At 70.5% G+C, this 25,643-nt stretch carries 21 protein-coding genes; 12 read left to right on the forward strand and 9 right to left on the reverse strand.

Annotated features, from left to right (window positions below; all coding sequences use genetic code 11):
* The first annotated feature begins 5 nt into the window (after window positions 1-5).
* From KY572_RS09900 to KY572_RS09920, 5 genes are all read left to right on the forward strand, one after another.
* Entirely contained in the window at window positions 6-167 is a 162-nt protein-coding gene (locus tag KY572_RS09900) for a hypothetical protein (protein WP_224242299.1), read from the forward strand.
* Complete coding sequence (locus KY572_RS09905) at window positions 167-394, forward strand: DUF350 domain-containing protein (protein ID WP_224242300.1); 228 nt, start codon at window positions 167-169, stop codon at window positions 392-394. Before KY572_RS09900 ends, KY572_RS09905 begins: the two co-directional genes overlap by 1 nt.
* Before the next feature lie 27 nt (window positions 395-421).
* Window positions 422-1,918 (forward strand): polyamine aminopropyltransferase, encoded by a 1,497-nt coding sequence (locus KY572_RS09910; protein ID WP_224242301.1) that lies wholly within the window; start codon window positions 422-424, stop codon window positions 1,916-1,918.
* On the forward strand, window positions 1,909-3,543 hold the full coding sequence (locus KY572_RS09915) for an FAD-dependent oxidoreductase (protein ID WP_224242302.1): 1,635 nt from the start codon (window positions 1,909-1,911) through the stop codon (window positions 3,541-3,543). The genes KY572_RS09910 and KY572_RS09915 overlap by 10 nt, the downstream gene beginning before the upstream one ends.
* Before the next feature lie 215 nt (window positions 3,544-3,758).
* Window positions 3,759-4,616 (forward strand): class I SAM-dependent methyltransferase, encoded by an 858-nt coding sequence (locus KY572_RS09920; protein WP_224242303.1) that lies wholly within the window; start codon window positions 3,759-3,761, stop codon window positions 4,614-4,616.
* Between the two features lie 9 nt (window positions 4,617-4,625).
* On the opposite strand, the gene mug is transcribed toward KY572_RS09920, so the two are convergent.
* Window positions 4,626-5,126, reverse strand: a complete 501-nt coding sequence (mug, locus tag KY572_RS09925; RefSeq protein WP_224242541.1) for a G/U mismatch-specific DNA glycosylase — start codon at window positions 5,124-5,126, stop codon at window positions 4,626-4,628.
* Window positions 5,127-5,304: 178 nt separating this feature from the next.
* On the opposite strand from mug, the gene KY572_RS09930 reads away from it, so the two are divergent.
* The 4 genes from KY572_RS09930 to KY572_RS09945 all read left to right on the forward strand — a co-directional run bounded on the left by KY572_RS09930 (window position 5,305) and on the right by KY572_RS09945 (window position 10,757).
* Window positions 5,305-6,354: an ABC transporter substrate-binding protein gene (locus KY572_RS09930; protein ID WP_224242304.1), complete on the forward strand. Its 1,050-nt coding sequence runs from the start codon at window positions 5,305-5,307 to the stop codon at window positions 6,352-6,354.
* Complete coding sequence (locus KY572_RS09935) at window positions 6,351-8,024, forward strand: ABC transporter permease (RefSeq protein WP_224242305.1); 1,674 nt, start codon at window positions 6,351-6,353, stop codon at window positions 8,022-8,024. The genes KY572_RS09930 and KY572_RS09935 overlap by 4 nt, the downstream gene beginning before the upstream one ends.
* Complete coding sequence (locus tag KY572_RS09940; protein ID WP_224242306.1) at window positions 8,024-9,061, forward strand: ABC transporter ATP-binding protein; 1,038 nt, start codon at window positions 8,024-8,026, stop codon at window positions 9,059-9,061. Before KY572_RS09935 ends, KY572_RS09940 begins: the two co-directional genes overlap by 1 nt.
* Before the next feature lie 76 nt (window positions 9,062-9,137).
* Window positions 9,138-10,757 (forward strand): NADP-dependent glyceraldehyde-3-phosphate dehydrogenase, encoded by a 1,620-nt coding sequence (locus tag KY572_RS09945; protein WP_224242307.1) that lies wholly within the window; start codon window positions 9,138-9,140, stop codon window positions 10,755-10,757.
* Between the two features lie 19 nt (window positions 10,758-10,776).
* Here the strand turns inward: KY572_RS09945 and KY572_RS09950 are convergent, their stop codons facing one another.
* The 6 genes from KY572_RS09950 to KY572_RS09975 form a co-directional block, all read right to left on the reverse strand.
* Window positions 10,777-11,055, reverse strand: coding sequence for a hypothetical protein (locus KY572_RS09950; protein ID WP_224242308.1), 279 nt, complete (start codon window positions 11,053-11,055; stop codon window positions 10,777-10,779).
* Between the two features lie 117 nt (window positions 11,056-11,172).
* On the reverse strand, window positions 11,173-11,778 hold the full coding sequence (locus KY572_RS09955) for a DUF4390 domain-containing protein (protein WP_224242309.1): 606 nt from the start codon (window positions 11,776-11,778) through the stop codon (window positions 11,173-11,175).
* The gene (locus KY572_RS09960) at window positions 11,778-14,147 is read right to left on the reverse strand and encodes a BamA/TamA family outer membrane protein (RefSeq protein WP_224242310.1); all 2,370 of its coding nucleotides are present in this window, start codon (window positions 14,145-14,147) and stop codon (window positions 11,778-11,780) included. The genes KY572_RS09955 and KY572_RS09960 overlap by 1 nt, the downstream gene beginning before the upstream one ends.
* A gap of 133 nt (window positions 14,148-14,280) precedes the next feature.
* Window positions 14,281-15,636: a sigma-54-dependent transcriptional regulator gene (locus KY572_RS09965; protein WP_224242311.1), complete on the reverse strand. Its 1,356-nt coding sequence runs from the start codon at window positions 15,634-15,636 to the stop codon at window positions 14,281-14,283.
* A 314-nt stretch (window positions 15,637-15,950) separates the two neighbouring features.
* On the reverse strand, window positions 15,951-17,153 hold the full coding sequence (locus KY572_RS09970; protein WP_224242312.1) for a sensor histidine kinase: 1,203 nt from the start codon (window positions 17,151-17,153) through the stop codon (window positions 15,951-15,953).
* Between the two features lie 98 nt (window positions 17,154-17,251).
* Window positions 17,252-17,557 (reverse strand): hypothetical protein, encoded by a 306-nt coding sequence (locus tag KY572_RS09975; protein ID WP_224242313.1) that lies wholly within the window; start codon window positions 17,555-17,557, stop codon window positions 17,252-17,254.
* A gap of 205 nt (window positions 17,558-17,762) precedes the next feature.
* Between KY572_RS09975 and KY572_RS09980 the strand changes: the two genes are divergently transcribed.
* Both KY572_RS09980 and KY572_RS09985 read left to right on the forward strand, forming a co-directional pair.
* Window positions 17,763-18,908 carry a hypothetical protein gene (locus tag KY572_RS09980; RefSeq protein WP_224242314.1) on the forward strand — a complete coding sequence of 382 codons (1,146 nt, stop codon included), beginning with the start codon at window positions 17,763-17,765 and terminating at the stop codon, window positions 18,906-18,908.
* Window positions 18,909-18,922: 14 nt separating this feature from the next.
* On the forward strand, window positions 18,923-21,091 hold the full coding sequence (locus KY572_RS09985) for a bifunctional alpha,alpha-trehalose-phosphate synthase (UDP-forming)/trehalose-phosphatase (RefSeq protein WP_224242315.1): 2,169 nt from the start codon (window positions 18,923-18,925) through the stop codon (window positions 21,089-21,091).
* A 6-nt stretch (window positions 21,092-21,097) separates the two neighbouring features.
* Here the strand turns inward: KY572_RS09985 and KY572_RS09990 are convergent, their stop codons facing one another.
* Both KY572_RS09990 and KY572_RS09995 read right to left on the reverse strand, forming a co-directional pair.
* Window positions 21,098-22,438, reverse strand: coding sequence for a sigma-54-dependent transcriptional regulator (locus tag KY572_RS09990; protein WP_224242316.1), 1,341 nt, complete (start codon window positions 22,436-22,438; stop codon window positions 21,098-21,100).
* Between the two features lie 30 nt (window positions 22,439-22,468).
* Complete coding sequence (locus KY572_RS09995; protein ID WP_224242317.1) at window positions 22,469-23,800, reverse strand: sensor histidine kinase; 1,332 nt, start codon at window positions 23,798-23,800, stop codon at window positions 22,469-22,471.
* A 405-nt stretch (window positions 23,801-24,205) separates the two neighbouring features.
* Between KY572_RS09995 and KY572_RS10000 the strand changes: the two genes are divergently transcribed.
* Window positions 24,206-25,639: a Wadjet anti-phage system protein JetA family protein gene (locus KY572_RS10000; protein WP_224242318.1), complete on the forward strand. Its 1,434-nt coding sequence runs from the start codon at window positions 24,206-24,208 to the stop codon at window positions 25,637-25,639.
* Window positions 25,640-25,643 lie beyond the last annotated feature (4 nt).

The raw sequence follows: 25,643 nt of genomic DNA on the forward strand, positions 1-25,643 counted from the left end.
AGGAGATGAAATTCTTTGGCGGGCTCGTGGTGCTGGCCTACGCGTTCATGGCCTTCACCGGCTGGGAGCCCTTCGCGACAGAGGAGCGAGGCAAGGTGCCGGATGACGTGCGTCGCGGGCCGGGCGGTGTCCTGCTCTGGACCGGTGGATTCCAAGGAGGCAAGTGATGCTGCTACTGGGTGTGGTGGTCAGCTGGCAGGGGCTGCTGGCGAGCGTCATCTACTCGCTCATCGGCCTGGCGGTCTTCGTCCTGGGCTTCTTCGTCATGCGCTTCATCCTCCCGTATGACATCCACAAGGAGATCGAGACGGACCAGAACACGGCGCTGGGCATCGTCATCGGCTCCTTCATCATCGGGCTGGCCATCATCATCGCGGCGGCCATCTCGGGCTGAGCGCGCGCCGTGGAGTGAAGTGAAGACTTGAACAAGACGCTGCTGTTCGTCACCGTCCTCGTCATCGCCACGTGTGGGCTCATCTACGAGCTCATCGTGGGGGCGCTCGCCAGCTACCTGCTGGGGGACTCCATCACCCAGTTCTCCACCGTCATCGGCGGCTACCTCTTCGCGATGGGGATTGGCAGCTACCTGTCGCGCTTCCTGGAGAAGGGGCTGGCCCAGCGCTTCGTGGAGATAGAGCTGGCCGTGGCGCTGGTGGGCGGCCTGTGCGCCCCGATTCTGTTCCTCACGTTCACGGTGACGAACGTGTTCCAGGTGGTGCTGTACGGCAGCGTGTTGGTGATTGGCACGCTGGTGGGGCTGGAGATTCCCCTGCTGCTGCGCATCCTCCAGGACCAGGTGAAGTTCAAGGACCTGGTCAGCCAGGTGCTGACGTTCGACTACCTGGGGGCGCTGTTGGCGAGCGTGGCCTTCCCGCTGTTCTTCGTGCCGAAGCTGGGGCTGGTGCGCACCTCGCTGTTCTTCGGGCTGCTCAACGCGCTGGTGGGCCTGTGGAGCACGTGGCTGCTGGCGCCGGTGCTGGGCCACCCGCTGCGGCTGCGGGTGAAGGCGGTGGGCCTGTCGCTGTTCCTGGTGGTGGGGCTGGCGCTGGGCGATCGGCTGACGACGTTCTACGAGGAGCAGCTGTTCGCCGACGAGGTGGTGAGCGCCTCCAGCTCGCCGTACCAGCGCATCGTCCTCACGCGGGGCAAGCGGGGCTTCTCGTTGTTCCTCAATGGCAACCTGCAGTTCGCCAGCGTGGACGAGTACCGCTACCACGAGTCGCTGGTGCACCCGGCCATGGTGCGGGCCGGCTCGGTGGCGCGGGTGCTGATTCTGGGCGGCGGGGACGGGCTGGCCGCGCGCGAGGTGCTGCGCTACCCGGAGGTGCAGTCGGTGACGCTGGTGGATCTGGATCCCGCCATCACCGGGCTGGCCACGAAGTACGAGGAGCTGGCCCGGCTGAACCACCATGCGCTGACGCACCCGAAGACGCGGGTCATCAACACGGACGCGATGAAGTTCCTGGAGGAGGGGGACTCGCTGTTCGACGTGGTCATCGTCGACTTCCCGGACCCGAACAACTTCGCGCTGGGCAAGCTGTACACCACGGGCTTCTACAAGCTGCTCAAGAAGCGGATGGCCAAGGATGGGGTGGCGGTGGTGCAGAGCACCAGCCCGCTGTTCGCGCGGCGCTCGTTCTGGTGCGTGGAGGCCACGCTCAAGGCGTCGGGCTTCTGGACGCTGCCGTACCATGCGCTGGTGCCCTCCTTCGGCGAGTGGGGCTATGTGCTGGTGGCTCACGAGCCCGCGCTGAGCCGCCGCTCGCTGCCGGAGGGCCTGCTCTTCCTGGATGAGCCCACCATGGAGGGGCTCTCGCGGTTCCCGCCGGACATGGACCGGCTGCCGGCGGAGGTGAACCGGCTGAACAACCAGGTGCTGGTGCACTACTACGAGGAGGAGTGGCGTCGGTGGAACTGACGCGGCGGGAGCTGGTTGCCGCGTTCCTGGGCTCGGCGGTGGCGGCCAGTGCGTGCAAGCGGACGCGGCCTCGCGAGCCGGTGCCGGGCGCCATCGTAGACAAGGCCGTGGAGGTGGGGCACCGCCTGCGTGGGGGGCCGCTGCCACGGGCCGAGACGGTGGAGCCGGTGGAGGTGCTCATCGTCGGCGCGGGCGCGGCGGGCCTGTCCGCGGCGTGGCGGCTGATGGGGGCGGGGCTGAAGGACGTGCGGGTGGTGGAGCTGGAGGATGAGCTCGGGGGGACGTCGCGCTCGGGGAAGAACTCGGTGTCCCAGTACCCGTGGGGCGCGCACTACCTGCCGGCGCCGATGACGGAGCAGGGCGCGGTGCTGCGGCTGCTGCGGGAGATGGGCGCCGTCACCGGGGCGGATGCCGAGGGCTACCCCACCTTCGCGGAGGAGCTGCTCATCCGCGAGCCGGACGAGCGGCTCTTCTACCAGGGCGAGTGGTACGAGGGGCTGTACCTGCGAGCGGGCGCGAGCGCGGAGGACCTGGCGGAGGTGCAGCGCTTCGAGGCGCGGATGAACGCGTTCGCGGCGGCCAGGGATTCAAAGGGGCGCAAGGCGTTCGCGGTGCCCACGGCGCTGTCGAGCGATGACGCGGAGTGGACGGCGCTCGACAAGGTGAGCATGGCGCAGTGGATGGAGGCCGAGGGCTTCCGCTCGCCGCGCCTGAAGTGGGTGGTGGACTACGCCTGCCGGGATGACTACGGCACGACGGCGGAGGGCGTCTCCGCGTGGGCGGGCATCTGGTACTTCGCCGCGCGGCAGGTGGGGAAGGGCGAGCGCAGCGAGGGCTTCCTGAGCTGGCCCGAGGGCAACGGGCGGCTGATCCGGCAGTTGCTGTCCTCGCTGCCTCCGGGGCGGGTGGAGCGCAACGTGCTGGTGCACACGGTGGAGCCGGGCGCGGAGGGCTGCCGGGTGGAGGCGCTGGAGGCGGGGACGGGGAAGCCTCGGGCGTTCCAGGCGCGGCAGGTGGTGTTCACGGGGCCGCGCTTCGTGGCGGGACGCGTGGTGGCGCCGTGGCGGGAGCAGCGGCCCGAGTGGATGGGCGCGTTCGAGTACGGGCCGTGGGTGGTGGCCAACCTCACGCTGTCGAGCCCGCCGAAGTCCAGGGGCTTCCCGCTGTCGTGGGACAACGTCTTCTACGAGAGCCGGAGCCTGGGCTACGTGGTGGCCACGCACCAGACGCTGCGGCAGTACGAGGGCGGCCCGACGGTGCTCACGTGGTACCTGCCGATGGCGGGCAGGGACGTGAAGGCCGAGCGCGAGAAGGTGCTGTCGGCGGGGTACGGGGAGTGGGAGGGGCTGGTGATGGCCGACCTGATGCTGGCGCACCCCGGCATCACCGAGCAGGCGCTGCGGCTGGAGGTGATGCGGTGGGGGCACGCGATGATCCGGCCCTCCCCGGGCTTCATGTGGGGCCCGGCACGCTTCGCGGCGCAGGAAAGCCTGGGCCGCTCGCTGCACTTCGCTCACACGGACCTGGGAGGCATGGCGCTCTTCGAGGAGTCCAACTGGTTCGGGGTGAAGGCGGCGGAGCGGGTGCTGAAGGAATTGGGGCACTCCGCCGCGAGCTGGCTGTAGTCCGGGGCTCGCCGAGGCCACCCTCCCGGCTCAGTTGGACTGAACCTGTCTGCTTGTATGACAGGTTGGTCCAGCAGGCGGCACCGAGGCGTACTCCCAGTGGATCCAACCGGCCTCAAGTTCTTCAATGACACCGAGAAGGCTCCGCGCGGCATCCCTGCGAGTGGAGCAAGAGTCGTGGGCTGGTAGCTTCGCGGCACTCGGGAGGCACTGGGATGAAAGCAGGGCGTGCGAGTCAGACGGCGTCGTTGGTGGCGTTCCTGCGAGCGCTGGCGGATCTCGGCTTCTCCTCCGTGCCCGGGTTTCGCGACCCCACCGCTCGCCACCTGCTGGCTCCTCCCTGGTCGCTCCTGCTCCGCCTCGCCGAGCGGCGGCGGCAGAGGGCTGTTGCCATGGCTCGCAAGGGCTCCTCGGTGGGGGTCGATCAGCTCGCGCTGCGGACCATGCTCATCGATGCGTACCTTCGCGAGGCGCTCGCGCGGGGGGTGCGTCAGGTCGTCATCCTGGGCGCGGGGCTGGATGGCCGTGCCTACCGCATCCAGGAACTCGCGGGCGCCGCGGTCTTCGAGGTCGACCACCCCGCCACCCAGAGCTTCAAGAGGGCACGCCTGGGCTCGCTGACTCCGACCACCCAGCGCCTTCACTTCGTCACCGTCAACTTCGAGAAGGACTCTCTCGACGAGGCGCTCCAGCAGGCCGGCCATCGCCCCGATGAGCCCACGTTCTTCATCTGGGAGGGCGTGGTGATGTACCTCACGGATGAGGCGGTGCGCCGCACGCTCCAGCGGGTCGCCGCTCGCGCTGCTCCCGGCTCTGGCCTCGTCGTCAACTATGCGACCCCCGGCGCAAGCGGCGGAAGAACGATGAGCTTCGTCCTTCGCCTGTGGAGCGAGCCCATGCTGGGTGAGCGGCCCACGTCCACGATGAAGGCCCTGCTCGAGGAAGCCGGCTTCGAGGCGGTCGAGGATTCCGGTATCCCCGAGTGGGCAAAGCGCTTCGGCGCCCAGTCCCATGGCGCGACCCACTACCGGCTGATGCTGGCTCGGACTCGAAGCTCCGACGCGAAGCGCTGAGGCGCTCGGTCAGCCCTGCTCCGCCGCTCGCCGGAGTTCACGGAACAGGCGCGCCAGATCCTTCAGCTGATAGTGCGCGTTGAGCCCGCTCGGGTTGGGCAGCACCCAGAGCCGCGAGTCCTCCAGCGTCTCTGGCTGGAGCCCCAGCGTGGCGTCAGGCCTCCCGAAGGCGGCGCGGTAGGCGCTGATCCCCAGCAGCGCGATGAAGCGCGGACGGTAGCGTCGGACCTTGGTGACCAGGCGCCGGCCGCCCTTGACCAGCTCCTTCGGCGCGAGCTGGTCCGCCGTCGCCGTGGCGCGATCCACCACGTTGGTGATGCCGTACCCGAGCGCGAGCAGCTCCTCCTGCTCCGAGGGCGCCAGCAGCCGTCGAGTGATGCCGGCGGCGTGCAGCGTGGGCCAGAACCGGTTGCCCGGCCTCGCGAAGTGGTATCCCACCACCGCGGAGTACAGGCTCGGGTTGATGCCGCAGAAGAGGACCCGCAGCCCTGGCGCGATGAGGTCCGGCATGCTTCGCCCGATGGCGGCGCGCAGCTCTTCCGGAGTGGGTTTTCGAGGTGAGGGCATCGGCAGGCAACCTAATGGGTAGGCGGGCTGGCAGTCTACCGGGTCCGTTTCCTGGTCGACGTCTGGCCGGGACATGGGTTGCCGGTGACATTCCGTGCCCGTGCCGCATAATCGGCCGCGCATGTCACGCCTCTCGCTCCTTTCGCGCGCCGGCCTCGTGTCCGTGCTCGTCCTCCTGGCCTCGTGCCGCATCGAGTCGGCTGCGCCTTCGGATGCGTCCGCCTCGACGGCTCGCGAAGGGACGCCCGAGGGCGATGTGTGGGTCTACACCTCCATGTACCAGCACGTGCTCGATGCGTTCGAGCCGCTGCTCAAGGAGAAGCTCCCCAACGTGCGGGTCCACTGGTACCAGGCGGGCAGTGAGAAGGTCGCCAGCCGCCTCGAGGCCGAGCGGGCCGCGGGCGCTGTCCGCGCGGATGTGATCGCCACCTCAGACCCCTTCCTCTACGAGCGGCTCGCTCGCGAGGGGGCCTTCCTCCGCTACGCTTCTTCAAACGTGCTCCGGGTTCCTCGCTCGCTGCTGGAACTCGATGCGCACTACGCCGCGATGCGGCTATCCACCATGGTCCTCGTCCATCGGACGGGCGCCGCGGCTTCGCCCGCCTCCTTCGCCGGGCTCGTGGGGGAAGGGTGGAAGGGGCGCGCTGCCATTGGAGATCCGCTCACCTCGGGCACAGCGTTCACGTGGGCCGTGTTCATGCAATCGAAGTATGGCGACGGGTTCTTCTCCCAGCTGCGCGCCAAGGGCGCCATCGTCGCGGGTGGCAACGCCGCCGTTCTGCAGAAGGTGGAGAGTGGAGAGGTGGACGTCGGTGTCCTGCTGCTCGAGAACGCTCTCACCGCCAAGGCACGAGGCAGCCCCATCGAGATCGTCTGGCCTGAGGACGGTGCTGTCGTCATCCCCGGTCCCATCGCCATCTTCCGCTCGACGCGCAATGCAGTGGCTGCCAAGGCGCTCGTGGACCTGCTCCTGTCGCCCGAGGGCCAGCGCATCATCGCGGAGAAGGGAGACATGCATGCCGTGGATCCCCGGCTCGGAGGGCCTCGTGGTGAGTTCGGGCTGGAGACGCTGATGTCCCGCTCCCAGCCGTGGAGCCCCGCCCTCGTCGAGCTGGGCCTCACGCGCGGAGGGGCTCTCAAGGAAACGTTCAGCAAGGCGTTCTCGCGATGAGTGTGCGTGCGCACGCCTCACGGTGGCTCGGGCTCGGCGTCTGGCTGGTGCCGCTCGTGTTCTTCGCCATCGGTCCGGTGGTCCTGCTGATCCTGCGAAGCGTGGGCTCTTTCGATTCCGTCCCGCTCTCCTCCCTCTCCGGCGAGGTAGGGGCATTCGTGAACACGCTCAGCACTTCGCTCGGGGCAGCGTTGTTCGCGTTCGCGCTGGGAACTCCCCTGTCGCTGCTCCTGTTTCGGACCGACCTTCCGCTCCGAGGCGGCTTTGCCGTGCTCTTCACGCTGCCCTCCGCCATCCCGCCGTTCATCTGGGGCATGGGGTGGATCTCCCTGGCCAGCCCGCGTGCCGGCTATCTGAACCGGCTGCTGGGGGAGGGAACACTCGACATCTATGGGCCGGTGGGAATCGCGTTCGTCATGGGCCTGTCGGGGCTTCCGCTCGTGCTGCTCGCGGGAGCCGCCGCGCTCCGGCGAGTCGATCCCGCTCTGGAGGAGGCCGCGCGGGTGTGTGGCGCTTCTCCCGTTCGTGCGCTGCTCGCGGCGACGGTTCCTCTCACGATGCCATCGCTGCTCTCGGGCGCGGTGATGGTGTTCCTCATGGCGGCGTCCGCGTTCGGCGTCCCGTACATCCTCGGCGTGTCCGCGACGCCCCCCACGCGCGTCCTCACCACGCGCATCTTCGAGCTCGTCCTCATGGGCGGGGAGGGGAGCCTCTCTCGTGCCGTGGTGCTGTCCACCGCGCTCCTGGTGCTCACTCCCGTCGCGCTGTGGGCCACCTGGGCACTGGGGCGCTCCGGCCGTGTTCGGCTGAGCGCGGGCAAGGGCGTCTCTCCCCGGCTCTTTCCCCTGGGGCGGGCCCGGCTCCCCATCACCGTCGCGGTGGGCTTGGTGTGCACGCTCCTCGTCCTGCTCCCGCTCGGCGCCGTGGCCCTCACCTCCGTTCAGCGCAGCTTTGGCGCCGCGCTGGCGTGGGAGAGCTTCACGCTCAAGAACTGGTCCGGTGTGCTCCTCGAGCCGCGAACCCTGCACGCCACTGGACGCAGCCTCCTGCTCGCCGCTGGCGCGGGCCTGCTCGTCTGTGGCTTCGGGCTCGCCAGTGCCGTGCTCCAGCGCCACTTCAGGCGCCTCGGGGCTGGCATCGAGGCGCTCGCTGTGTGGCCCTACGCCGTCCCCGGGACGGTGCTCGCCATGGCGCTCCTCATCGTGTTCTCGAGGGACTTGCGGTTCATCCTCCTCGATCGGGTCGCCTTCGTGCTGGTGCTCGCCCACACGCCCTGGCTGCTCCTCATCTCCTATGCGGCGAAGTATCTGGCGCTGGGGACTCGCAACAGCTCTGAGGCGCTGGCGCAGATTGATCCCTCGCTCGCGGAGGCCGCGCGGGTCAGTGGTGCCGGTCCCCTGCGGGCCTTCCTCGACGCGCCCCTGCCGCTGCTCCGGCCCGCTCTCTTCGCCGCGTTCCTCCTGGCCTTCCTGGCTTGCGCCACGGAGATCACCATGTCCGTCCTCCTCGTCCCGGCAGGCTCCCAGGTGCTCGGCACGCTCCTGTTCGAGCTCCAGAGCTACGCGGACCCCGCCGCCGCCGCCGTGCTCGCCTGCGCGTTCGTGGCGCTGGTGCTGGTCGGACAGGCTCTCCTGGCGCTCGCTCGGCGCCGAGCCTTGGAGGTGCGGTGATGGCCGCCATCGTCCTCGAAGGCCTGTTCAAGGCGTTCGGCGCCACGCCCGTGGTTCGCGGCCTCTCCCTCGAGGTGAGTGAGGGGGAACTCGTCTCGCTCCTCGGGCCTTCCGGGTGTGGCAAGACGACGACGCTGCGGATGCTGGCCGGCCTGGAGCATCCGGACTCGGGCGTCATCCGCATTGGCGGTGAGGTGGTGGCGGGCCCCGGCGTCCGTGTTCCTCCCGAGCGGCGCGGACTCGGCATGGTGTTCCAGAGCTATGCCGTCTGGCCGCACCGCTCCGTGGAGGCGAACGTCGCGTATCCCCTCTCGTTGCGCCGCCTGCCGAAGACGCAGATCGCCGAGCGCGTCCGGGAGGCCCTCCGCTGGGTGCGGCTCGAGGCGCTCGCCACCCGGATGCCCCACGAGCTGTCCGGCGGGCAGCTCCAGCGCGTCGCGCTCGCCCGGGCGCTCGTGTCCAGCCCTCGGGTGCTCCTGCTCGATGAGCCGCTGTCGAACCTCGACGCCGCGCTCCGTGAGGAGCTGCGCGCCGAGATCGCCGCCCTGCGCTCCCGTCTGGGCACCACGATGGTCTTCGTCACGCACGATCAGGCGGAGGCGCTCGCGCTCTCGGACCGGATCGCGGTGATGAACCGCGGCGTCATCGAGCAGGTGGACACTCCCGAGCGGTTGTATCGAGAGCCCCGGACGCCCTTCGTCGCCGCCTTCGTGGGCGGAGCCAACGTCTTCGCAGGAGAGGCTCGCCAGGGCGCGTTCCACTGCTCAGGCCGGGAGGTCGTGTTCCCACTGCCGGAGGAGCTGCGCGGCAGCACCGGGCCCGGCACGCTGATGTTCCGCCCGGAAGACGTCGAGCTCGGTACCGAGGGCACGCCGCTCCCGCTCTCCGCGCGCCTGTTCCTCGGCCACGCGGCGGAGTACCGCTTCCCCGTGGGCGACACGCTCCTGCGTGCCGTGGGTCCCTCCATCGAGGCCCGCGCCGGGCAGGTGCTCCAGGTCCGCATCCGCAAGGCGAAGCTGTTCCCCGCCCAGGGCTGAGATCCTCGGCCACGAGCCTGCTCCTGGTGGCACAATGGCGCCCGACGCCCTCCGCGCCTTGTCCTGGGAGCCTGCCATGTCGAATCACCTCGAACAGATCTTCTCCGCCGCGGTCGAGCCCCCGGCCTCCGCTCGCATCCCCGACTTCACAGAGCAGCGCGAGTACCTGATCGACGGAAAGCTCCTGACCTGGCAGGGCGACCTGGCCCCGGTGCGCAGCCCCATCTGCGTGAAGACGGACAAGGGGCTCGAGCAGAAGATCATCGGCTCCACTCCGCTGCTCACCTCCAAGGAGTCCCTGGCCGCGCTCGACGCCGCCGTGCGCGCGTATGACCTTGGTCGCGGCGCCTGGCCCACCATGCGCGTGGCCGAGCGCATCGAGCACGTGGAGCGCTTCATCGCGCGCATGCAGGAGCAGCGGCAGCTCGTCGTGAACCTCCTCATGTGGGAGATCGGCAAGACGCAGAAGGATGCGGAGAAGGAGTTCGACCGCACGCGCGACTACATCGTCGAGACGCTCAACGCCCTCAAGGAGCTGGATCGCAACTCCATCCGCTTCGTCCAGGAGCAGGGCATCATGGGGCAGGTGCGCCGTGTGCCGCTCGGCGTGGCCCTGTGCATGGGCCCCTACAATTACCCCCTCAACGAGACGTTCTCCACGCTCTTCCCCGCCCTCCTCATGGGCAACACCGTCGTCTTCAAGCCGGCCAAGTTCGGCGTGCTCCTCATCCGCCCCCTGCTGGAGGCCTTCCGCGACAGCTTCCCTCCCGGCGTCATCAACATCATCTACGGCCGGGGCCGCGAGACGGTGGGAGCCCTCATGGAGAGCGGCAAGGTGGACGTGTTCGCCTTCATCGGCACCAACCAGGGCGCCAGCGAGCTCAAGAAGATGCACCCCAAGCCGCACCGCCTCAAGGCCGTGCTCGGCCTGGACGCGAAGAACCCGGCCGTCCTCCTGGAGGACGCGGACCTCGACAACGCCGTGAGCGAGTGCGTCACCGGCACGCTGTCCTTCAACGGCCAGCGGTGCACCGCGCTGAAGATCCTCCTGGTGCACCGGAAGATCCTCCAGCCCTTCCTCGAGAAGTTCACCGCCGCCGTCGGCAAGCTCAAGCCCGGCATGCCCTGGGAACCCGGTGTGGCCCTCACGCCGCTGCCGGAGCCGGGCAAGCCCGCGTTCCTCAAGGGGCTCGTCGACGATGCCCTCCAGCACGGAGCCCAGGTGCTCAATCCCCACGGCGGGGAGATCCACGGCTCCTTCTTCTCCCCGGCCATCGTCTCGCCGGTGAACGAGCGCATGCGCCTGTACCACGAGGAGCAGTTCGGCCCGGTCATCCCCATCCTCCCCTTCGATGACGATGAGGAGGCCATCCGCTACGTGGTGAACTCGCAGTTCGGCCAGCAGCTGAGCATCTTCGGCAAGGACTCCAAGCGCATCGCGCGCCTCATCGATGCCAGCGCCAACCAGGTCGGTCGCATCAACCTCAACACCCAGTGCCAGCGCGGGCCCGACACCTTCCCCTTCAACGGACGCAAGGACTCGGCGGAGGGCACGCTCTCGGTCTCGGACGCGCTGCGCGTGTTCTCCATCCGCACGCTCGTCGCGACGAAGACGACGGCCGAGAACAAGGCCATCGTCCACAACATCCTCACCCAGCGCGAGTCCTCGTTCCTCTCGACGGACTACATCTTCTGAGGCACTCGCCGCTCGGCGCTCAGTCCCGGTAGCCCGGGTCGAAGCTCATCGCCGGCTGGCCCGGCAGGCACATCGGCCCGGGCCCGAGCGAGCCGTACCAGGCCGCCGCCATCATCGGCCGTGCACGGTGGCCGGGCCTCTCCGCGGGCTCCAGCTCGCGGGTGGCCGGGTGGGGGGCGAAGAGGCTCTGCTCCTTCACCCAGGCCCCCAGGCGGCTCAGTGCCAGCAGGAACTGGGACTCACGCCGGGGCAGCGGCGGCGCAAACCCCGGAGAAGTGCTCGTGGTGACATGACTCATGGGAGGGTTCCTCGAATCTGCCCAGTGGTTCCAATCGCTTAACGCGGTGCGTTAGCGCCTTCAACCCATTATCGGGCGACAGCCACGTGGGTTTCGTGCTGTCGCGGAAGACGGGTTTTACTGGATTGGGCTGACATCACACCGGCCGGAGGCCTGGCGGGTGAGGTCCTCGGCCACGGTGCGCAGCAGGTTGCGAGTGACGGTGGAGCGCTCGTCCTCCGCGGAGGGGCTCTTGGTGAGCCAGGAGGCCACCTTGCCCAGGCTGGACGCCGTCACCACCTGGAGCCGTACGCTCACCTGCACCACGAAGGCTTCGCCGGGCTCGGGGGGCTCCTCCAGCGTCCAGGCGGTGCGCTCCAGCTCCAGCGTGGTGGTGCTCGCGGGCAGGGGCCGGCCGTCCAGCAGGTACACGCCCTGCGTGAACGAGAGCACCTGGGTGAGCCGCGCGGTGTCCACCTGCTCGTCGAACCACAGCTTGCGGCGGCGCAGCAGCGTCAGCTCCACCTCGAGCCGCCCCGCGAGCCCCAGCCGCAGCAGTCGATCCAGCTCCGTGGGCAGGAAGGACTGTGCCTCGGGACGCACCACCACGCGCCTGCCGCTGAGCGTGGCGGTGCACTGCGCGCGGGGCTCCTCCGCCCAGGCCTCGGGCGCGAGCAGCCCCAGCGTGGCGAGCAGCGCCGCGCGGAGTCCTCGTGCCTGTGTCCCGAGCCGTCCCATGCGCATCAGAAGGGCCGTGTGAAGAGCAGCCGGGCCTCGGGGACCCAGTCCGCGCGGTCGTCCAAGCGCCAGGCCGCGGTCAGCTCCACCTCGTCTCCGAGGTGCAGGCTCGCGCCCAGTCCCAGCTTCGCGTCCGTCCAGCCCTCCTCCTGCCGCACCGAGCCCACGTCCACGAAGGCGCCCAGCGCCTCCCACCGGTACTCGGCGCTGGCGAGCACCGAGGCGTCTCCGCGCAACTCCTTGAAGCCGTAGCCACGCAGCGCGCTCCACCCGCCCAGGCCCTCCAGCTTCTGCAGGGGCAGGTCCTCGCCTCCCGCGGCGCGCAGGCGCAGGCGCAGGGACTCGTCATGTCCGGTGGGCACGTAGAGGACGGTGTCGCTCACCAGCTTCCAGAAGCGCGTGCCCTCGTCGCCTCCCAGGGAAGGATTGCCCACCTCCACCGTGGCGAAGCTCCGCAGCGTGGGCCGTCTGGGCCAGTCGTCCTCATGGGAGAGCAGGGAGAGCTCCGGGCTCCGGAAGAGCGAGCCGAGCTCCTCGCGCTGCGTCCCGTCGCTGGCGTACTCGAGCCGGGCGATGACGGAGGCGAAGCGGCCCTCGGTCGCCGGGGCGTTGGGGAAGGCCGGAGAGTCCCTGCGGAAGAGGGACAGGGGCGGCGAGAGGCTCACCAGGGTGGCGTAGGTGTCCCGGCGGTACTCGCCTCCCAGCAGCCAGTGGCTCCCGAGCCGCCACGTCGCGAAGGCCGCGGCGCCCTTGCGGCGGAAGTAGTCCGCGTCCGGACGGTTGAGCAGCGCCGAGTAGAGGAACGAGTCGATCGCGCCCATCCGCCAGCGATCCAGCGTGTCGGTGAAGTCGTGGAACTGGCCGCCCAGCTCCGCCAGGCCGAGCGAGGGCACCCGGCCCTTGGCTCCCATCAGCCAGTTGAGCCGGCGCTGGCGGCGCGTCTGCTCGGGATCCTCCGGGATGCGCTGGCCGCCCAGGCGCCAGGGAAGGAAGAGGGCCGTCTCCAGCGTCAGGTGCGCGCGGTCTCGCGGATCCCATAGCTGGAGCGCTCCCTCGAGCCCCGGCGCCAGCCCCGTCACCTGCGTGTGCACCGGGAGCAGGTCCAGCTCGAAGTCCGGCCGGCGGGCCCGGACGCCCACCACCACGCGACGGCCTCGCGTGACGAGGCCCGAGCTCGTGCCGTGCTCTCCCCAGTCGTTCCACCACGCCTCGGCGAGCTCCTCCCAGTTGAACTCGGCATGCTCGCGTCGGCGCTTGCTCCGCGGCTCCTGGCGCTCCTGGCGGAGGGTGCGGTAGCGGCGCGTGCCGTCCTCGGCCTTCTCCTCGACGAGCTGGACCTCCTCCGAGGGCCGCTCCACGGTGCTCACCCGGAGGAAGGGCAGCGTCTTCTCCAGGCGCCTCACCGCCTGGGAGGCATCGCTGCGCAGGAAGGTGTCCCCGGGCTGGAGCCCCAGCGCCTCCCGGACGCGCGGCACCATGTCCGCGTCCACGCCCTCCACGTCCACGCCCTCGATGCGGCCCTCGTCCACCTCCACCTCCAGGCGGCCGTCCGGGTGGAGTGTCGCGGCGATGCTGGCCAGCAGGTAGCCGTCGTCGCGCAGCTCATCGAGCGCCCGCTCCAGGGCTGCCTTCAGCCCTCCCGGGATGATGCCGGGCAGCAGCTCGCCTCGCTCGTCGAGCCGGGCGAGCCACTCCCGCGGCGGACGGGGAGGAGGACACAGGGGAGTGACGGGCGTGACGTTCACCGTCAGGCTCCGGTCGGTGATGCGCAGCACCACCTCTTCGTCATCCTCATCCGGAAGCCTTCCGGGTGGCGGCCACGTCCACGTGCGGAACATCTCCTCGCGCAGCTCGCGGGGCGTGACGTCCCGCGGGCCTTGGAAGGAGATGGAGGTGATGAAGGGATGCTCCTCGAGGGCTACCTCCAGCGATGGCGCCGAGCCCTCCGCGAGGCGCAGCGTGGGCGTGATGCGCGCGAAGAGCTCCGTGCGCGCGAGGCGGCGAAGACCTCGGGTGGCTTGCTCCACGGTGAGCGGGCCTGTCTCCGGGAGTCCGGTCAGCGTGCGCACCTGATCGACCGTGAGGCGCTGGAGCCCCTTCCAGTCGAGCCCCGAGAGCGTCTGGATCTGCCCGTCGATGCGGAGCTGGAGCGTGCCGAGCTGCCCCTCCGGCGTGTCGTCGTCGTCACGGCACACCTCGGCAACCGTCGAAGGCCCGGTGGTCGCGGGAGCCTGAGTGCCGGCAGCGGGCTCACCGCTGGTCGTTGGGGAGCTGGTAGGCGTGGGGACCGAGGCCGGGCCCGCATCGGGGCGCTCGGTCTGGGCGCCCGCCACGAGCGAGAGGAGACAGGAGAGAAGGAGTGCGATGCGGTTCATGCCCACCTGGAGAGCACGCGCCGTTCCAGCCGAGGCCGTGCCGTAAGTGCCCGGAAGGACGAGGAGCGAGTGGCTGGACAGATGTCATTTCCACATCGCGATGTCACGGCGTGATGTGAGGGTGACATCGCCCTCATGACACCGGTAGGCCCAGGGCCTTGATGCGGCGGTGGAGGTTGCCCCGGTCCATGCGCAGCAGGCGGGCCGCCGCGGCGATGCTGCCTCCCTCCGCCAGCGCGGCGCGGATGAGGTCCCTCTCGAAGTCCTCCACGTGCTCGCGGTAGCCCTTCTCTCCGAAGGTGAGGGGGCCGGTGCGCGGAGGCTGCGGCGCGGAGCCCTCGAGCGACTCGGAGGTGAGGGTGAGCGGACCCGTGCCGCGCAGCAGGTTCAGGCGCTCGATGTAGTTGCGCAGCTCGCGGACGTTGCCCGGCCAGCGGTACGCGCGCAGAGCCATCTCGGCGCCGGGGGCGACCTCCAGCGCCACGTGCGGCCCGGCGATCTCGGCGGCGAAGGCTCGGGCGAGCGGGAGGAGATCCTCGGGGCGCTCGCGCAGGGGCGGCACCGCGAGCGGCATGACGTTGAGCCGGAAGAAGAGGTCCTGCCGGAAGCGTCCCTCCTTCACCGCGCGGGAGAGGTCCTGGTGCGTGGCCGCGAGGATGCGGACGTCCACGGCGATGGGGGCGGTTCCGCCCAGGCGCTCCACCTCCTTGGTCTCCAGGGCGCGAAGCAGCTTGGCCTGCAGCTCCAGCGGCATGTCGCCCAGCTCGTCGAGGAAGAGGGTGCCCCCGTGGGCCTGCTCGAAGCGGCCGGGGCGACGCGCGGTGGCTCCAGAGAAGGCGCCCTTCTCGTGGCCGAAGAGCTCGCTCTCCAGCAGCGTGGCGGGGATGGCCGCGCAGTTGATGGCCACGAAGCGCCCCTTGCGCCCCGAGGCCAGGTGGAGGGCTCGGGCCACGCGCTCCTTGCCGGTGCCCGTCTCGCCGGTGATGAGGACGGCCGCGTCGCTCGGGCCCACGCGGGCGATGAGCCTACGCAGGTTCTCCATGGCGGGGCTCTCGCCGACGAGGTGGCCGGGGCGGGCCAGCTCCTCCAGCAGCCGCTGGCGCTCCTCTCTCAACGAGTCCAGCGCCAGCGCGTTGCGCAGGGCGGTGAGCAGGCGCTCGGGGGAGGGCGGCTTCTCCACGAAGTCGGTGGCGCCCAGCTTCAGGGCCTGGACGGCCTCGGCGGGAGAGGCCTCGCCGGAGAGCACCACCACGGGAGCGGGCAGGGGACGAGGCAGCCGCGCGAGCAGCTCCAGTCCCGTCTCCCCGGGCATGCGCAGGTCCAGGAGCACCAGGTCCGGCGGGCCCTCGGGAGCGTCGAGCAGGCGCGAGGCCTCGGCGGCGGAGCGGGCCTCCAGGGGCTGGAATCCTTCGTCCGACAGCAGTCCGCGCAGGCCCTTGAGGACGCCGGGGTCATCATCGACGAGGAGGATGCGAGGTCCGGGCTTCATGTCACGGCCCTGTCAGGGAGAGGTCCACGCAGGCCAGCGTACCCCCATCGGAGGCGAAAGCCGTGCCATGTGGTGCCCGTCGGTGGCCGGCCTCGACACCCTTCGGACGCGACAGAGGCCTCCGAGGGCCCGGTGGCGGCGAGCATCCGCCGAACTGGTATGCCTGTCATACCAGTTGGGCCAGCTTTCGGCCGGCAGGGGGAGGCGAGCATCCGCCGAACTGGTATGCCTGTCATACCAGTTGGGCCAGCTTTCGGCCGACAGGGGGAGGCGGAGGGGGCCACCCGGTGGCTCGTGAAGCCCGTGCCCTGGCCTCATGGCGTGGGCGGTGCCAGCGGCAGGTCCACGAGCGCCAGCGTTCCGCCTCCGGGGGCGGGCTCGAGGCGCAGGGTGCCGCCATGCTCGTGGGCGATCTTCTGCGCGATGGGCAGGCCCAGCCCGCTGCCCTCCGGCTTGGTGCTGAAGAGGCCCCGGGTGAGGGCGGCGCCTTCCAGCACGGCGGGGATGCCCGTGCCCCCATCCCGGATGGTGACGCGGAGCCTGGACGGCTGGGGCTCCACCGCGATGCGGACCGGAGAGGCTCCCGGAGCCGAGGCCTCCGTCGCGTTCTTCACCAGGTTGCCGAACAGTCGCCGCAGCCCGTCTGGATCCGCTTGGAGGGTGAACTCCCCACCCGGCGCCAGCTCCACGGGCACGGGCGAGGTGCCCTGGTACAGCGTGCACACCTCGGCGAGCAGCGGCCTCAGGGCCACGGGCTGGAAGCGGGGCGCGGGCAGGCGGGCGAAGGCGGAGAAGCTCTGCGTCATCCGCATGAGCAGCTCCACCTCCTCCTGGAGCAGCGCGACGGCCTCCGAGATGCGCGCCGCGTCGGGAGGTGAAGACCCATCCGAGCGGGACAGTCGGGCCAGCGAGAGCTTCATGGCCGTGAGCGGGTTCTTCAGCTCGTGGGCCAGCGCCCGGGCGATGTCCTGCCAGGCGGCGATCTGCTCGGCGGCCTTGAGGCGCTCGCGCTGGGCGAGCAGCTCCTGGCCCATGCGGTTGAAGCCGGCGAAGAGGAACTGGAACTCGTCACGCGGGTGCTCGGGCGCCGGCAGGCGGATGGACAGGTCTCCCCGCGCATAGGTCGCCATGCCCTGGGTGAGCGTGGTGACGGGACGCGAGAGTGCCCGCCCGAGCAGCGCCGCGGCCAGGGCGAGCACCACCGCCGAGACCAGCACGAGCGCGGCGATGAACATGGGCACCCGCCGCACGAGCGCCCCTCGCGCCAGCTCCGCCTGCGCCAGGTTGAGGCGTGCCTCGTCCAGCGGAGCCTGTGAGATGCCCCGGCGCTCCAGCTCGCCCGACACCTCATCGAGGACGCGCTCCACGGGGGCCACGGACACCGACAGGAGCCGCTCCAGTGCGCTCCGCGCGAGCAGCCCCATCAGCACGAGCGGGACGAGCCCCGCCACCAGCATCACGGCCAGCAGCCGACGACGGAAGCGGTGAGGAGGCGCCGAGAGGGCGGGAGGAGCCATGGAGGACACACGGACCGCGCAGGAGAACGCGGCAGTGCTACCACCAAGTGCCCCGCTTCAGGGCTCGAACGGTGCTCCTCCCGAGAGGGCCTCGCGGCTCAGGCGGCCTTCAGGCCGGGCCGGGTAGAGGCGGTGGTGGCCTTCGTCGTCTCGAGCAGGAAGTCCACCAGGCTGCCCACGGTGTCCTGCCCGGGGCGCAGGGCTCGGATGAACCACGGGGTGAACGCGCGACCCTCGCCTGTTACCTCGGTCTGGAGCCGAGACATCAGCGAGTCCAGGTGGCTGGGGGTCAGGTCGAGATCGCCCGTCAGCGAAGCCGCCTCGGTGACGCGGCTCGGGTGGAGGCCCGGGCGGCTGTCCAGGATGATGCGGCGGACGTGATCGAGAGTCTTCTGCCGGTACATAGATTCCTCAGGTTGTGGTGCAGGGGCCGTCCCCCCGTGCAACCGGGCACATTTCTAAAAATTCCTCGAATTCATGTCAAACCAGTAATTTGAGGAAAATTAGCCAGACTTGCTCAGTGGATAATTCCAGTAAGACGGGTGGCGCTGCACGCAGGTGGGCTGCCCTCGTGGGGCTGGGACGCGAGGCCTGATAGCCTCGGAGCGGATGGCTCGCCTTCTCGCTCCGTCCCAGAGTTGGCTGTTCGGCCGCGGAGTGGATCTCACCGTCTTCGCCGGGGTTGCACTCGTGTCCGTGGCGCTGGTGCTCGCGGCCCCGTGGCTCGGCGCGGTGGGCGATACGCCCCTGTGGGCCTGGGTGCTGCTCGTCGTCTGCGTGGACGTGGCCCACGTCTGGTCCACGGTGTTCCGCACCTATCTCGATGGCGAGGAGCTGAGCCGACGGCCCGCGCTCTACATCATCGCCCCGCTCGGGGCCTATGTGCTCGGCGTGCTGGCCCACCTGGTGTCCGCCGGCCTGTTCTGGCGGCTCTTCGCGTACGTGGCCCTGCTCCACTTCGTGCGCCAGCAGTACGGGTGGGTGGCCCTCTATGATCGGAAGGCCCGCGTCTCGGACTTCGAGCGCCGCCTGGATGCCGCCGCCATCTACGCGGCCACGCTGGGGCCCGTCGTCTGGTGGCACGCCCACCTCCCGCGCGCCTTCTGGTGGTTCGTGGAGAACGACTTCATCTCCGGGCTGCCCGCGTGGGTGGGGACGGTGGCGCTGGCCGTCCACGGGCTGGTGCTGGTGGCCTGGGCCGGCTTCCAGGCGGCTCGGGTGGTGCGCGGCGAGGGGCTCCAGGTCGGCAAGGTGCTGCTCGTGCTGGCCACATGGGTGACGTGGTTCGGCGGCATCGTCCTGGCCCAGGATGACTTCACCTTCACGGTGATGAACATCCTCCTCCACGGCGTGCCGTACTTCGCGCTCCTGTTCCGCTACGCGCGCGGGCGGCAGGCCGAGGGCGGGTATGGGCCCTTCTCCCTGCTGGTGCGCGCGGGGCTGCCCGCGTTCCTCCTCTTCCTCGTGGCGCTGGCCTGGGGGGAGGAACTGCTCTGGGATCGGCTCATCTGGCACGACCGGCCCGCCCTCTTCGGCGACAGCGGCCTGTCCCTGCCCCCGGACCTGCTGGCGCTCGTGGTGCCGCTGCTCGCGCTGCCCCAGGCGACGCACTACCTGCTGGATGCCTTCGTCTGGAAGCCGAGCCGGGATCCAGCGCTCCTGGCCCGCCTGGGGTGGGCTCCCGGGGCGCGAGAAGGTTCGCCACGTGGCACCGTGACACCGTCGCCGGTAGCCATGGCGCGTCCCGCCGAGTAAGTCGGAGGTCGCCTATGTCGCGACTCCTACTGGTCTCCAATCGCCTCCCCGTCACCGTCAAGGCCGAGAAGGACAGTGTGTCCGTGGTGCGCAGCGCCGGCGGCCTGGCCACGGGCCTGAGCCGTCCCCATGAGCGCTCCGGGGGCCTGTGGATCGGCTGGCCCGGGGACGTCTCGCGGCTGTCCGGTGCGCAACGCGCCAAGGTGGAGTCCCAGCTCGCCGAGCTCCGGTGCGTGCCGCTGTACCTCAGTGCCAGCGAGGTCAGCCGCTACTACGAGGGGTACTCCAACCGCGTGCTCTGGCCGCTGTGCCACTACATGCCGGACCGCGTGCCGCGCCAGGACAGGGACTGGGAGGCCTACGCCAAGGTCAACGAGCGCTTCGCGGAGCTGGTGGCCCGGCACTATCAGCCAGGCGACACCATCTGGGTGCATGACTACCAGCTCATGCTGGTGCCCGGCCTGCTGCGCCAGCGGCTGCCCGAGGCGCGCATCGGCTACTTCCACCACATTCCGTTCCCGTCGAGTGAGATCTACCGCATGCTGCCGCACCGCGAGGAGCTGCTGCGCGGCCTGCTCGGCGCGGACGTGGTGGGCTTCCATACGCCCAGCTACGTGCATCACTTCTCCAGCACGCTCTTGCGGCTGCTCGGGCTGGAGACGGACCTCGACCACGTCACCTACGAGGGGCGCGCCGTGCGGCTGGGCGCCTTCCCCATGGGCATCGACGCGGCGGCCTTCGAGGGGCTGGCCACGCACCCGGCGGTGCTCGAGGAGGTGCGCGTCCTGAAGGAGCGCAGCGCCGGGCAGCGGCTGCTGTTGGGCATCGATCGGCTGGACTACACCAAGGGCATCCCCCGGCGCCTGCTGGCCGTGCAGCGGCTGCTGGAGCGCGAGCCGTACCTGCGCGGGCGCCTGAGGTTCATCCAGGTGGCCGTGCCCAGCCGCACCCAGGTGGAGGACTACGCCGCCTACCGCGACAAGGTGGACGAGCTGGTGGGCCGCATCAACGGCCTGTACGGCACCGTCCACAACGTCCCCATCCACTACCTCTACCGCTCCTTCAACGAGCGGCAGCTGGTGGGGCTCTACAGCGCGGCGGACGTGATGCTCGTCACGCCCGTCCGGGATGGGATGAACCTGGTGGCCAAGGAGTTCTGCGCGTCCCGGCCGGATGAGAATGGGGTGCTCATCCTGAGCGAGTTCGCCGGCGCCGCCACCGAGCTGCGCGACGCCGTCATGGTCAACCCCTTCGACGTGGAGTCCATGGCGGACGCCATCCTCCAGGCGTTGGAGATGTCGGAGGAGGAGCGCCGCAAGCGGATGCAGTGCCTGCGCGCCCAGGTGAAGTCCCGCGACGTGCACTGGTGGGTGGGCCACTTCCTGGACACGCTCCAGTCGGTGCCCACGCCCACCGTCCGGTCCACCCCCGGAGTCGCGGAGGTGAGCGCGCGCCTGAGGCAGGCCCCGCGGCGCGTCCTCCTGCTGGACTATGACGGGACGCTCGTCGGGTACGCGCCCCGGCCGGAGCTGGCCGCGCCGGATGCGGAGCTGAAGGAGCTGCTGGCTCGGGTGGTCGCCCTGCCGGACACGGCGGTGCACATCGTCAGCGGTCGGTTCCGGGACAAGCTGGAGGCGTGGATGGGAGACTTGCGGGTCGGGCTCCACGCCGAGCACGGCCTCTGGTCCCGCTCCGGGCCCGGCGCGCCCTGGCGGATGCTGGAAGGCGTCTCCCCCGAGTGGAAGGAGCAGGCGCGTCCGATGCTGGACCTCTTCTCCTCGCGTGTCCCGGGCTCGTTCGTGGAGGAGAAGACGGCGTCGCTCGCGTGGCACTACCGGCAGGTGGATACGGGCTTCGGCGCGTGGCAGGCGCGCGAGCTGCGCCTGAAGCTGGGCGAGGTGCTGGCCGGCGGCCCGCTGGAGGTGCTGCCCGGGGACAAGGTGGTGGAGGTGCGTCCCCGGGGCGTCAACAAGGGGCGCGTGGTGGCCCAGGCGCTGGAGGGCATGGCGCCCGGGACGGTGGTGGCGGCATTCGGAGATGACCGCACCGACGAGGACCTGTTCGCCGCGCTGCCCGAGGGCGCCCTCTCCGTGCACGCGGGGGGCAAGCCCTCGCGCGCCACGTACCGGGTGAACGGACCCGCCGAGGTGCGCAAGGTGCTCGCCGCGCTGCTGGAGCCGTGAGCGCGCTCAGCCGAGCTTGTAGCGCTTGAGCTTCTCGTAGAGGGTCCGCAGGCCGATGCCCAGGCGCTCGGCGGCCTCGCGGCGGTTGCCGCCCACGCTCTCCAGCGCCTGGACGATGGCGCGCCGCTCCAGCTCCTCGAGCGACAGGCCCTCGACTCCGGGGACGGCCTCGGCGGCAGGCGGGGGCGTCCGCGCCGGCTCGATCAGCAGGTGCCGGGGCTCCAGGGTGTCGCCGTCCGCGAGGATGGCCGCGCGCTCGAGTGCGTTGGCCAGCTCGCGGATGTTGCCCGTCCAGTGCCCCCCGAGCAGCGCCTTCCGGGCGGGCTCCGACAGCTTCAGCACCGGCCGCTTGAGCTCGTGGCAGGCGCGCGCCAGAAGCACCTCCGCCAGCGGGAGGATGTCCGCCGGCCTGTCCCTCAGCGGTGGCAGCCGCACCGGGAACACCGACAGCCGGTGATAGAGGTCCTCGCGGAACGTGCCCTCGGCGATCTTCCCGCGCAGATCCTGGTGCGTCGCGGCGATCCACCGCACGTCCACCTCGAGCGTCCGCGTGCCGCCCACCCGCTCGAAGGCGCGCTCCTGCAGCACGCGCAGCAGCCGGGCCTGGAGCGCCGGCTTGAGCTCGCCCACCTCGTCCAGGAAGAACGTGCCGCCGTCGGCCAGCTCGATGCGCCCGCGCTTGCGCTCCGTGGCGCCGGTGAAGGCGCCCTTCTCGTGGCCGAACAGCTCGCTCTCCAGCAGGTTCTCCGAGAGCGTGGCGCAGTTGATGGCCACGAAGGGGCCCCTGGCGCGATCGCTCATGCGGTGGATGGCGCGCGCCGCCACCTCCTTGCCCGTGCCGCTCTCGCCCAGCAGCAGCACCGTGGCGTGGGTACGCGCCACCTTCTTCAGCGCCTCCACCACCGGCTGCATCGCCGGGTCTCCGTGGCTCAGCACCGGCTCGCCCGCGGTGGCCCGCGTGGCCTCCGCGTGGTCCCTCAGCTTGCGCCGCTCCAGCGCCCGCGCCGCCAGGAGCCTCAGCTCCGCCGGGCCGCTCACGGGCTTCTGGATGAAGTCGAACGCCCCCAGCTTCATGGCCTGCACCGCGCTCTCCACGTTGCCGTGCGCCGTCAGGACGATGAACTCCACCTCGGGCTGCTCGGCCTGGACCTTCTCCAGCAGCTGCATCCCGTCCATCCCCGGCATGCGCAGGTCCGTGAGCACCAGGTCGAAGCTCTTGGCCCGCAGCAGGGCCAGCGCCTCCTCGCCGCTGGCGGCCTCCTCCACGTGATGGCCATCGAGCTCGAGGCTCTCGGCCAGGAAGCTGCGCACGCCCTCTTCATCGTCGACGACCAGGATGCGACCCATGAGAACCACCTCCCGCCCGGCGGCACCCGCTCAGGCCGTCTGGGGAATACGGACACGGAACAAGGCTCCACCCTGGGGGTGGTTGCTGGCGTGGATGCTGCCACCATGGAGCTCCACCACCCGCCGGGCCACCGCCAGGCCGAGCCCGTTGCCCAGCGGCCGGTGGGTGTGGAACGGCTCGAAGATGGCGGCCTCCTGACCCGGGGGGATGCCCGTGCCGACATCCCGCACCTCATAGAGCAGCGCCTGCTCTTCCGTGGAGATGCGCGCGAACACCGGCGCGCCCGCGGGAGAGGCCTGCACCGCGTTGCGCAGCAGGTTGCTGAGCACCTGCTGCATGCGCGGCGCGTCCAGGGACCAGGAGGCAGGCGCGGACTGGGAGTCCAGCTCGATGCGCCGCGGGTCCACCTCCTCGGCCGCGGCCCGGACGATGGCCACTGGATCCGTCTGCTGGCGGTGGATGGTGCCCGTGCGCACGAAGGCCAGCAGGCTGCTGGTGAGATCCTCCAGCCGCACGGCCTCCTTCACCACCCGCTCGGCCTTGGTGCGCGAGCGTCCCTCGGGCAGCGCCTCCGCGAGCAGCTGCGCGTGGCCCTTGAGCGAGGCCAGCGGGTTGCGCAGCTCGTGCGCGAGCACCGCGGACATCTCTCCCAGCATCGCGAGGTGCCGCTCGCGGGCCAGCTGGTGCTCCATGGCCTCGCGTCGCTTCAGCCACCGGAAGGCGAGCCCCGCGCCCAGCAGCATCGCCAGCGCCACCACCCCGCTGATGAGCAGCGAGCGGCGGGAGCTGGAGACGAGCTCGCGGGCCAGGAGGGGCTCGAACTCGAGCACCGTGGGCGGAAGCTCCCGCCTGCGCGGACGAGGCTGCGCGGCGGGGGGCGGCCGAGGCTCGTCGGGGGGAGGGGGCCTGGCGACGGGCGGAGGAGGCGGAGGCTCCCCGGGGGGAGGCGGGGGCGCGCGGAACACGAGGCGGATGCGCGTGCCTGCCTCTGACAGGAGGATCTCCGGCTCCGAGCCCGCGGGCACGAAGTCCGCGCGAGGGGGACCGCCGAGAGCCGTCCCGGCCTCGACAGGCCTGGAGGGCGCAAGCAGGGCCAGGTAGCGCAGCTCCTGGTCCTGAAGGTTGGCGAGCAGCCGGGCCGTGCTCTCAGCAGTGGGCGGACTGCCCACGTCCCGCAGTCCCTGGCGGACCCCGTCGAGCAGCACCTGCCCCTGTCCGCGGATGAGGTTCCAGGCGATGTGGTGCACGCGGGAGTGGTTCACCGCCGCGGAGAGCACCATGCCGCTGCCCAGGAAGAGCGCGGCGATGAGGATCCCCCAGCGCGACCATCTCATCAGGCGCACGGGATCGCCGACACGCATGTGGGACATCCTAGCATCCCCCCTGGGCGTCTCTGGAGGAGGCGGAGCCATTGCGACAGGCGGGCTGCTTCATGGCGGGGCTCCGGAGGGGGACGGCGTCCGATCATCCGAGTCGGGCACCCCACCTCTGGAGCAACCGTCGTTCCAGCGCTCCGGTAGTCCCGAAGCCAAGTCTTTTCCAGGGTTTTGCCCGGCGAGGGCAGAAGCCTCCCAGGCACGTGCTGCGCAATCCGCAGTCCGGTGGTGCGGGATTCGCATGCCCCCGGCTCGGCGGCTCCCATGGGGCGAGGGCCGCGCGGGGCACCTCGAAGCAGAGGCTACAACCTGGTGAGTCGTGCTCCAGGCGGGCTACCGTAGACGTCATCTTTCGTCCCCAGGCAGCGCCAGAGTCGGTAAGGTGGCCCCGTGTCCACCACCGCCATTCCCGACCTGTTCGGCCGTGTGCCAGCGGCGCTCTTCGCTCCCCTCTCGGGAGCGCTGGCGCCGCTCTACTGGGCCATTCTCGCTCGGTACTACCAGTATGAGTTCGAGCGTGAGCCGGTCGCGCTCGTGAAGCCGGCGGCCATCGAGCTCGCGGAACAACTCCTCCAGGCTTCCCCGGCCTGGCAGGGGCGCCACGAGGAGTTGCTCTCGCTCGAGGAAGCCGGCGCGCCGCCCGAGGCGGAGCACGGGCTCGAGGAAGGTGCCATCACGAGGACCATGGCCCGTCGGCTCGTCTCCCGCCTGGAGGCCACGGGGTGGTTCCACTTCGAGTACCGCAGCACGCTGGGCCAGGTGCTGAGCTTCCACCCCTGGGCCGCCCGGGTGCTCGACACGCTGGTGCGTGTGGCCCGGGACGAGCAACCCATCTTCCAGGGCTACGCGCACTCCATCGCCATCCTGCTCAAGCCCGACACCTTCGCCAGCCGGCCGGGCGTCTCCCTGCGTGAGGCGCATCGCCACACGCTCGAGCTCGTCCGGGAGCTCAAGATCCTGAACCGCAACATCCACGCCTTCACCCAGCGGCTCCTCGAGGAGGTGACCACCGCGTCTGGCGTGCTCGAAGAGGGCCTCGACCGCTACCGGCAAGCCGTCATGGCCAACTACCACCGGCTCAAGACGGTGGAGAACCTCTATCGCTGGCGCAGCGACATCCTGCTGAGGCTCGACGCCATCGAGCACGACGCCGGCTCCATCGCCGCCGCGGCGCGCTGGTACGCAGAGCAGCTCGCCCTCGACCTGGCCGCCGCGACGCGGCAGGTGGAGGAGGATCTGCGGCTGATGCGCATGCGGTTCGAGACGCTCCCGGAGATCACCGACGACATCGACGCACGCAACGCGCGCTTCAGCGGCGTCGCCCTGCGCAAGCTCATGTACCTGCTGAGGCAGGACCGGCGGACGGAGGGGCAGCTCCAGTATCTCGTCGAGAAGCTCGCGCGGGACGAGGCGCCGGAGCTCGAGTTCGATGTGTACCGGTGCGAGCTGCTGCGAGATGGCTTTCTCTACACGCCGCCCACGCGCCGCGCGAAGGCCGCGCCGCAAAAGCTCCCCATGCGACGACGGGCGTTGTCCGAGGCGCAGCGGCGGCAGCTCGCCGAGCGGTTGCGCAGCCCGTACGCCCGAGCGCGGATAGAAGAGTTCGTGAGCGAGCTGCTCGGTGCGCGGCAGGCCGGGACGATGGAGGAGCTGCCGCTGCGAGACGATGAGGACTTCGTGCGGGCCATCCACCTGGTCGGCTACGGGCTCGACGGCAGGGGCCGCTATCGCTTCCGGCCGGCCGAGGCGCCCGCGGCCCACGTGCGCGGCGGGGCTTATGGGGTGCCAGGTGGGAGGTTCGAGCGCTCCGGGAAGAAGGGGTGACGTG

It is taken from the genome of Hyalangium gracile, from assembly GCF_020103725.1.
In the GTDB taxonomy this organism is placed as follows: Bacteria; Myxococcota; Myxococcia; order Myxococcales; family Myxococcaceae; genus Hyalangium; species Hyalangium gracile.

Bases quoted from the DNA above. Each gene is read 5' to 3' on its own strand.
- KY572_RS09920 (WP_224242303.1), top strand. From the start codon at position 3,759: ATGAAAGCAGGGCGTGCGAGTCAGACGGCGTCGTTGGTGGCGTTCCTG.
- KY572_RS09940 (WP_224242306.1), top strand. From the start codon at position 8,024: ATGGCCGCCATCGTCCTCGAAGGCCTGTTCAAGGCGTTCGGCGCCACG.
- mug (WP_224242541.1), bottom strand. From the start codon at position 5,126: ATGCCGGACCTCATCGCGCCAGGGCTGCGGGTCCTCTTCTGCGGCATC.
- KY572_RS09990 (WP_224242316.1), bottom strand. From the start codon at position 22,438: ATGGGTCGCATCCTGGTCGTCGACGATGAAGAGGGCGTGCGCAGCTTC.
- KY572_RS09900 (WP_224242299.1), top strand. From the start codon at position 6: ATGAAATTCTTTGGCGGGCTCGTGGTGCTGGCCTACGCGTTCATGGCC.
- KY572_RS09905 (WP_224242300.1), top strand. From the start codon at position 167: ATGCTGCTACTGGGTGTGGTGGTCAGCTGGCAGGGGCTGCTGGCGAGC.
- KY572_RS09995 (WP_224242317.1), bottom strand. From the start codon at position 23,800: ATGCGTGTCGGCGATCCCGTGCGCCTGATGAGATGGTCGCGCTGGGGG.
- KY572_RS09975 (WP_224242313.1), bottom strand. From the start codon at position 17,557: ATGTACCGGCAGAAGACTCTCGATCACGTCCGCCGCATCATCCTGGAC.
- KY572_RS09970 (WP_224242312.1), bottom strand. From the start codon at position 17,153: ATGGCTCCTCCCGCCCTCTCGGCGCCTCCTCACCGCTTCCGTCGTCGG.
- KY572_RS09960 (WP_224242310.1), bottom strand. From the start codon at position 14,147: ATGAACCGCATCGCACTCCTTCTCTCCTGTCTCCTCTCGCTCGTGGCG.
- KY572_RS09955 (WP_224242309.1), bottom strand. From the start codon at position 11,778: ATGCGCATGGGACGGCTCGGGACACAGGCACGAGGACTCCGCGCGGCG.
- KY572_RS09935 (WP_224242305.1), top strand. From the start codon at position 6,351: ATGAGTGTGCGTGCGCACGCCTCACGGTGGCTCGGGCTCGGCGTCTGG.
- KY572_RS09965 (WP_224242311.1), bottom strand. From the start codon at position 15,636: ATGAAGCCCGGACCTCGCATCCTCCTCGTCGATGATGACCCCGGCGTC.
- KY572_RS09985 (WP_224242315.1), top strand. From the start codon at position 18,923: ATGTCGCGACTCCTACTGGTCTCCAATCGCCTCCCCGTCACCGTCAAG.
- KY572_RS09950 (WP_224242308.1), bottom strand. From the start codon at position 11,055: ATGAGTCATGTCACCACGAGCACTTCTCCGGGGTTTGCGCCGCCGCTG.
- KY572_RS09945 (WP_224242307.1), top strand. From the start codon at position 9,138: ATGTCGAATCACCTCGAACAGATCTTCTCCGCCGCGGTCGAGCCCCCG.
- KY572_RS09930 (WP_224242304.1), top strand. From the start codon at position 5,305: ATGTCACGCCTCTCGCTCCTTTCGCGCGCCGGCCTCGTGTCCGTGCTC.
- KY572_RS09980 (WP_224242314.1), top strand. From the start codon at position 17,763: ATGGCTCGCCTTCTCGCTCCGTCCCAGAGTTGGCTGTTCGGCCGCGGA.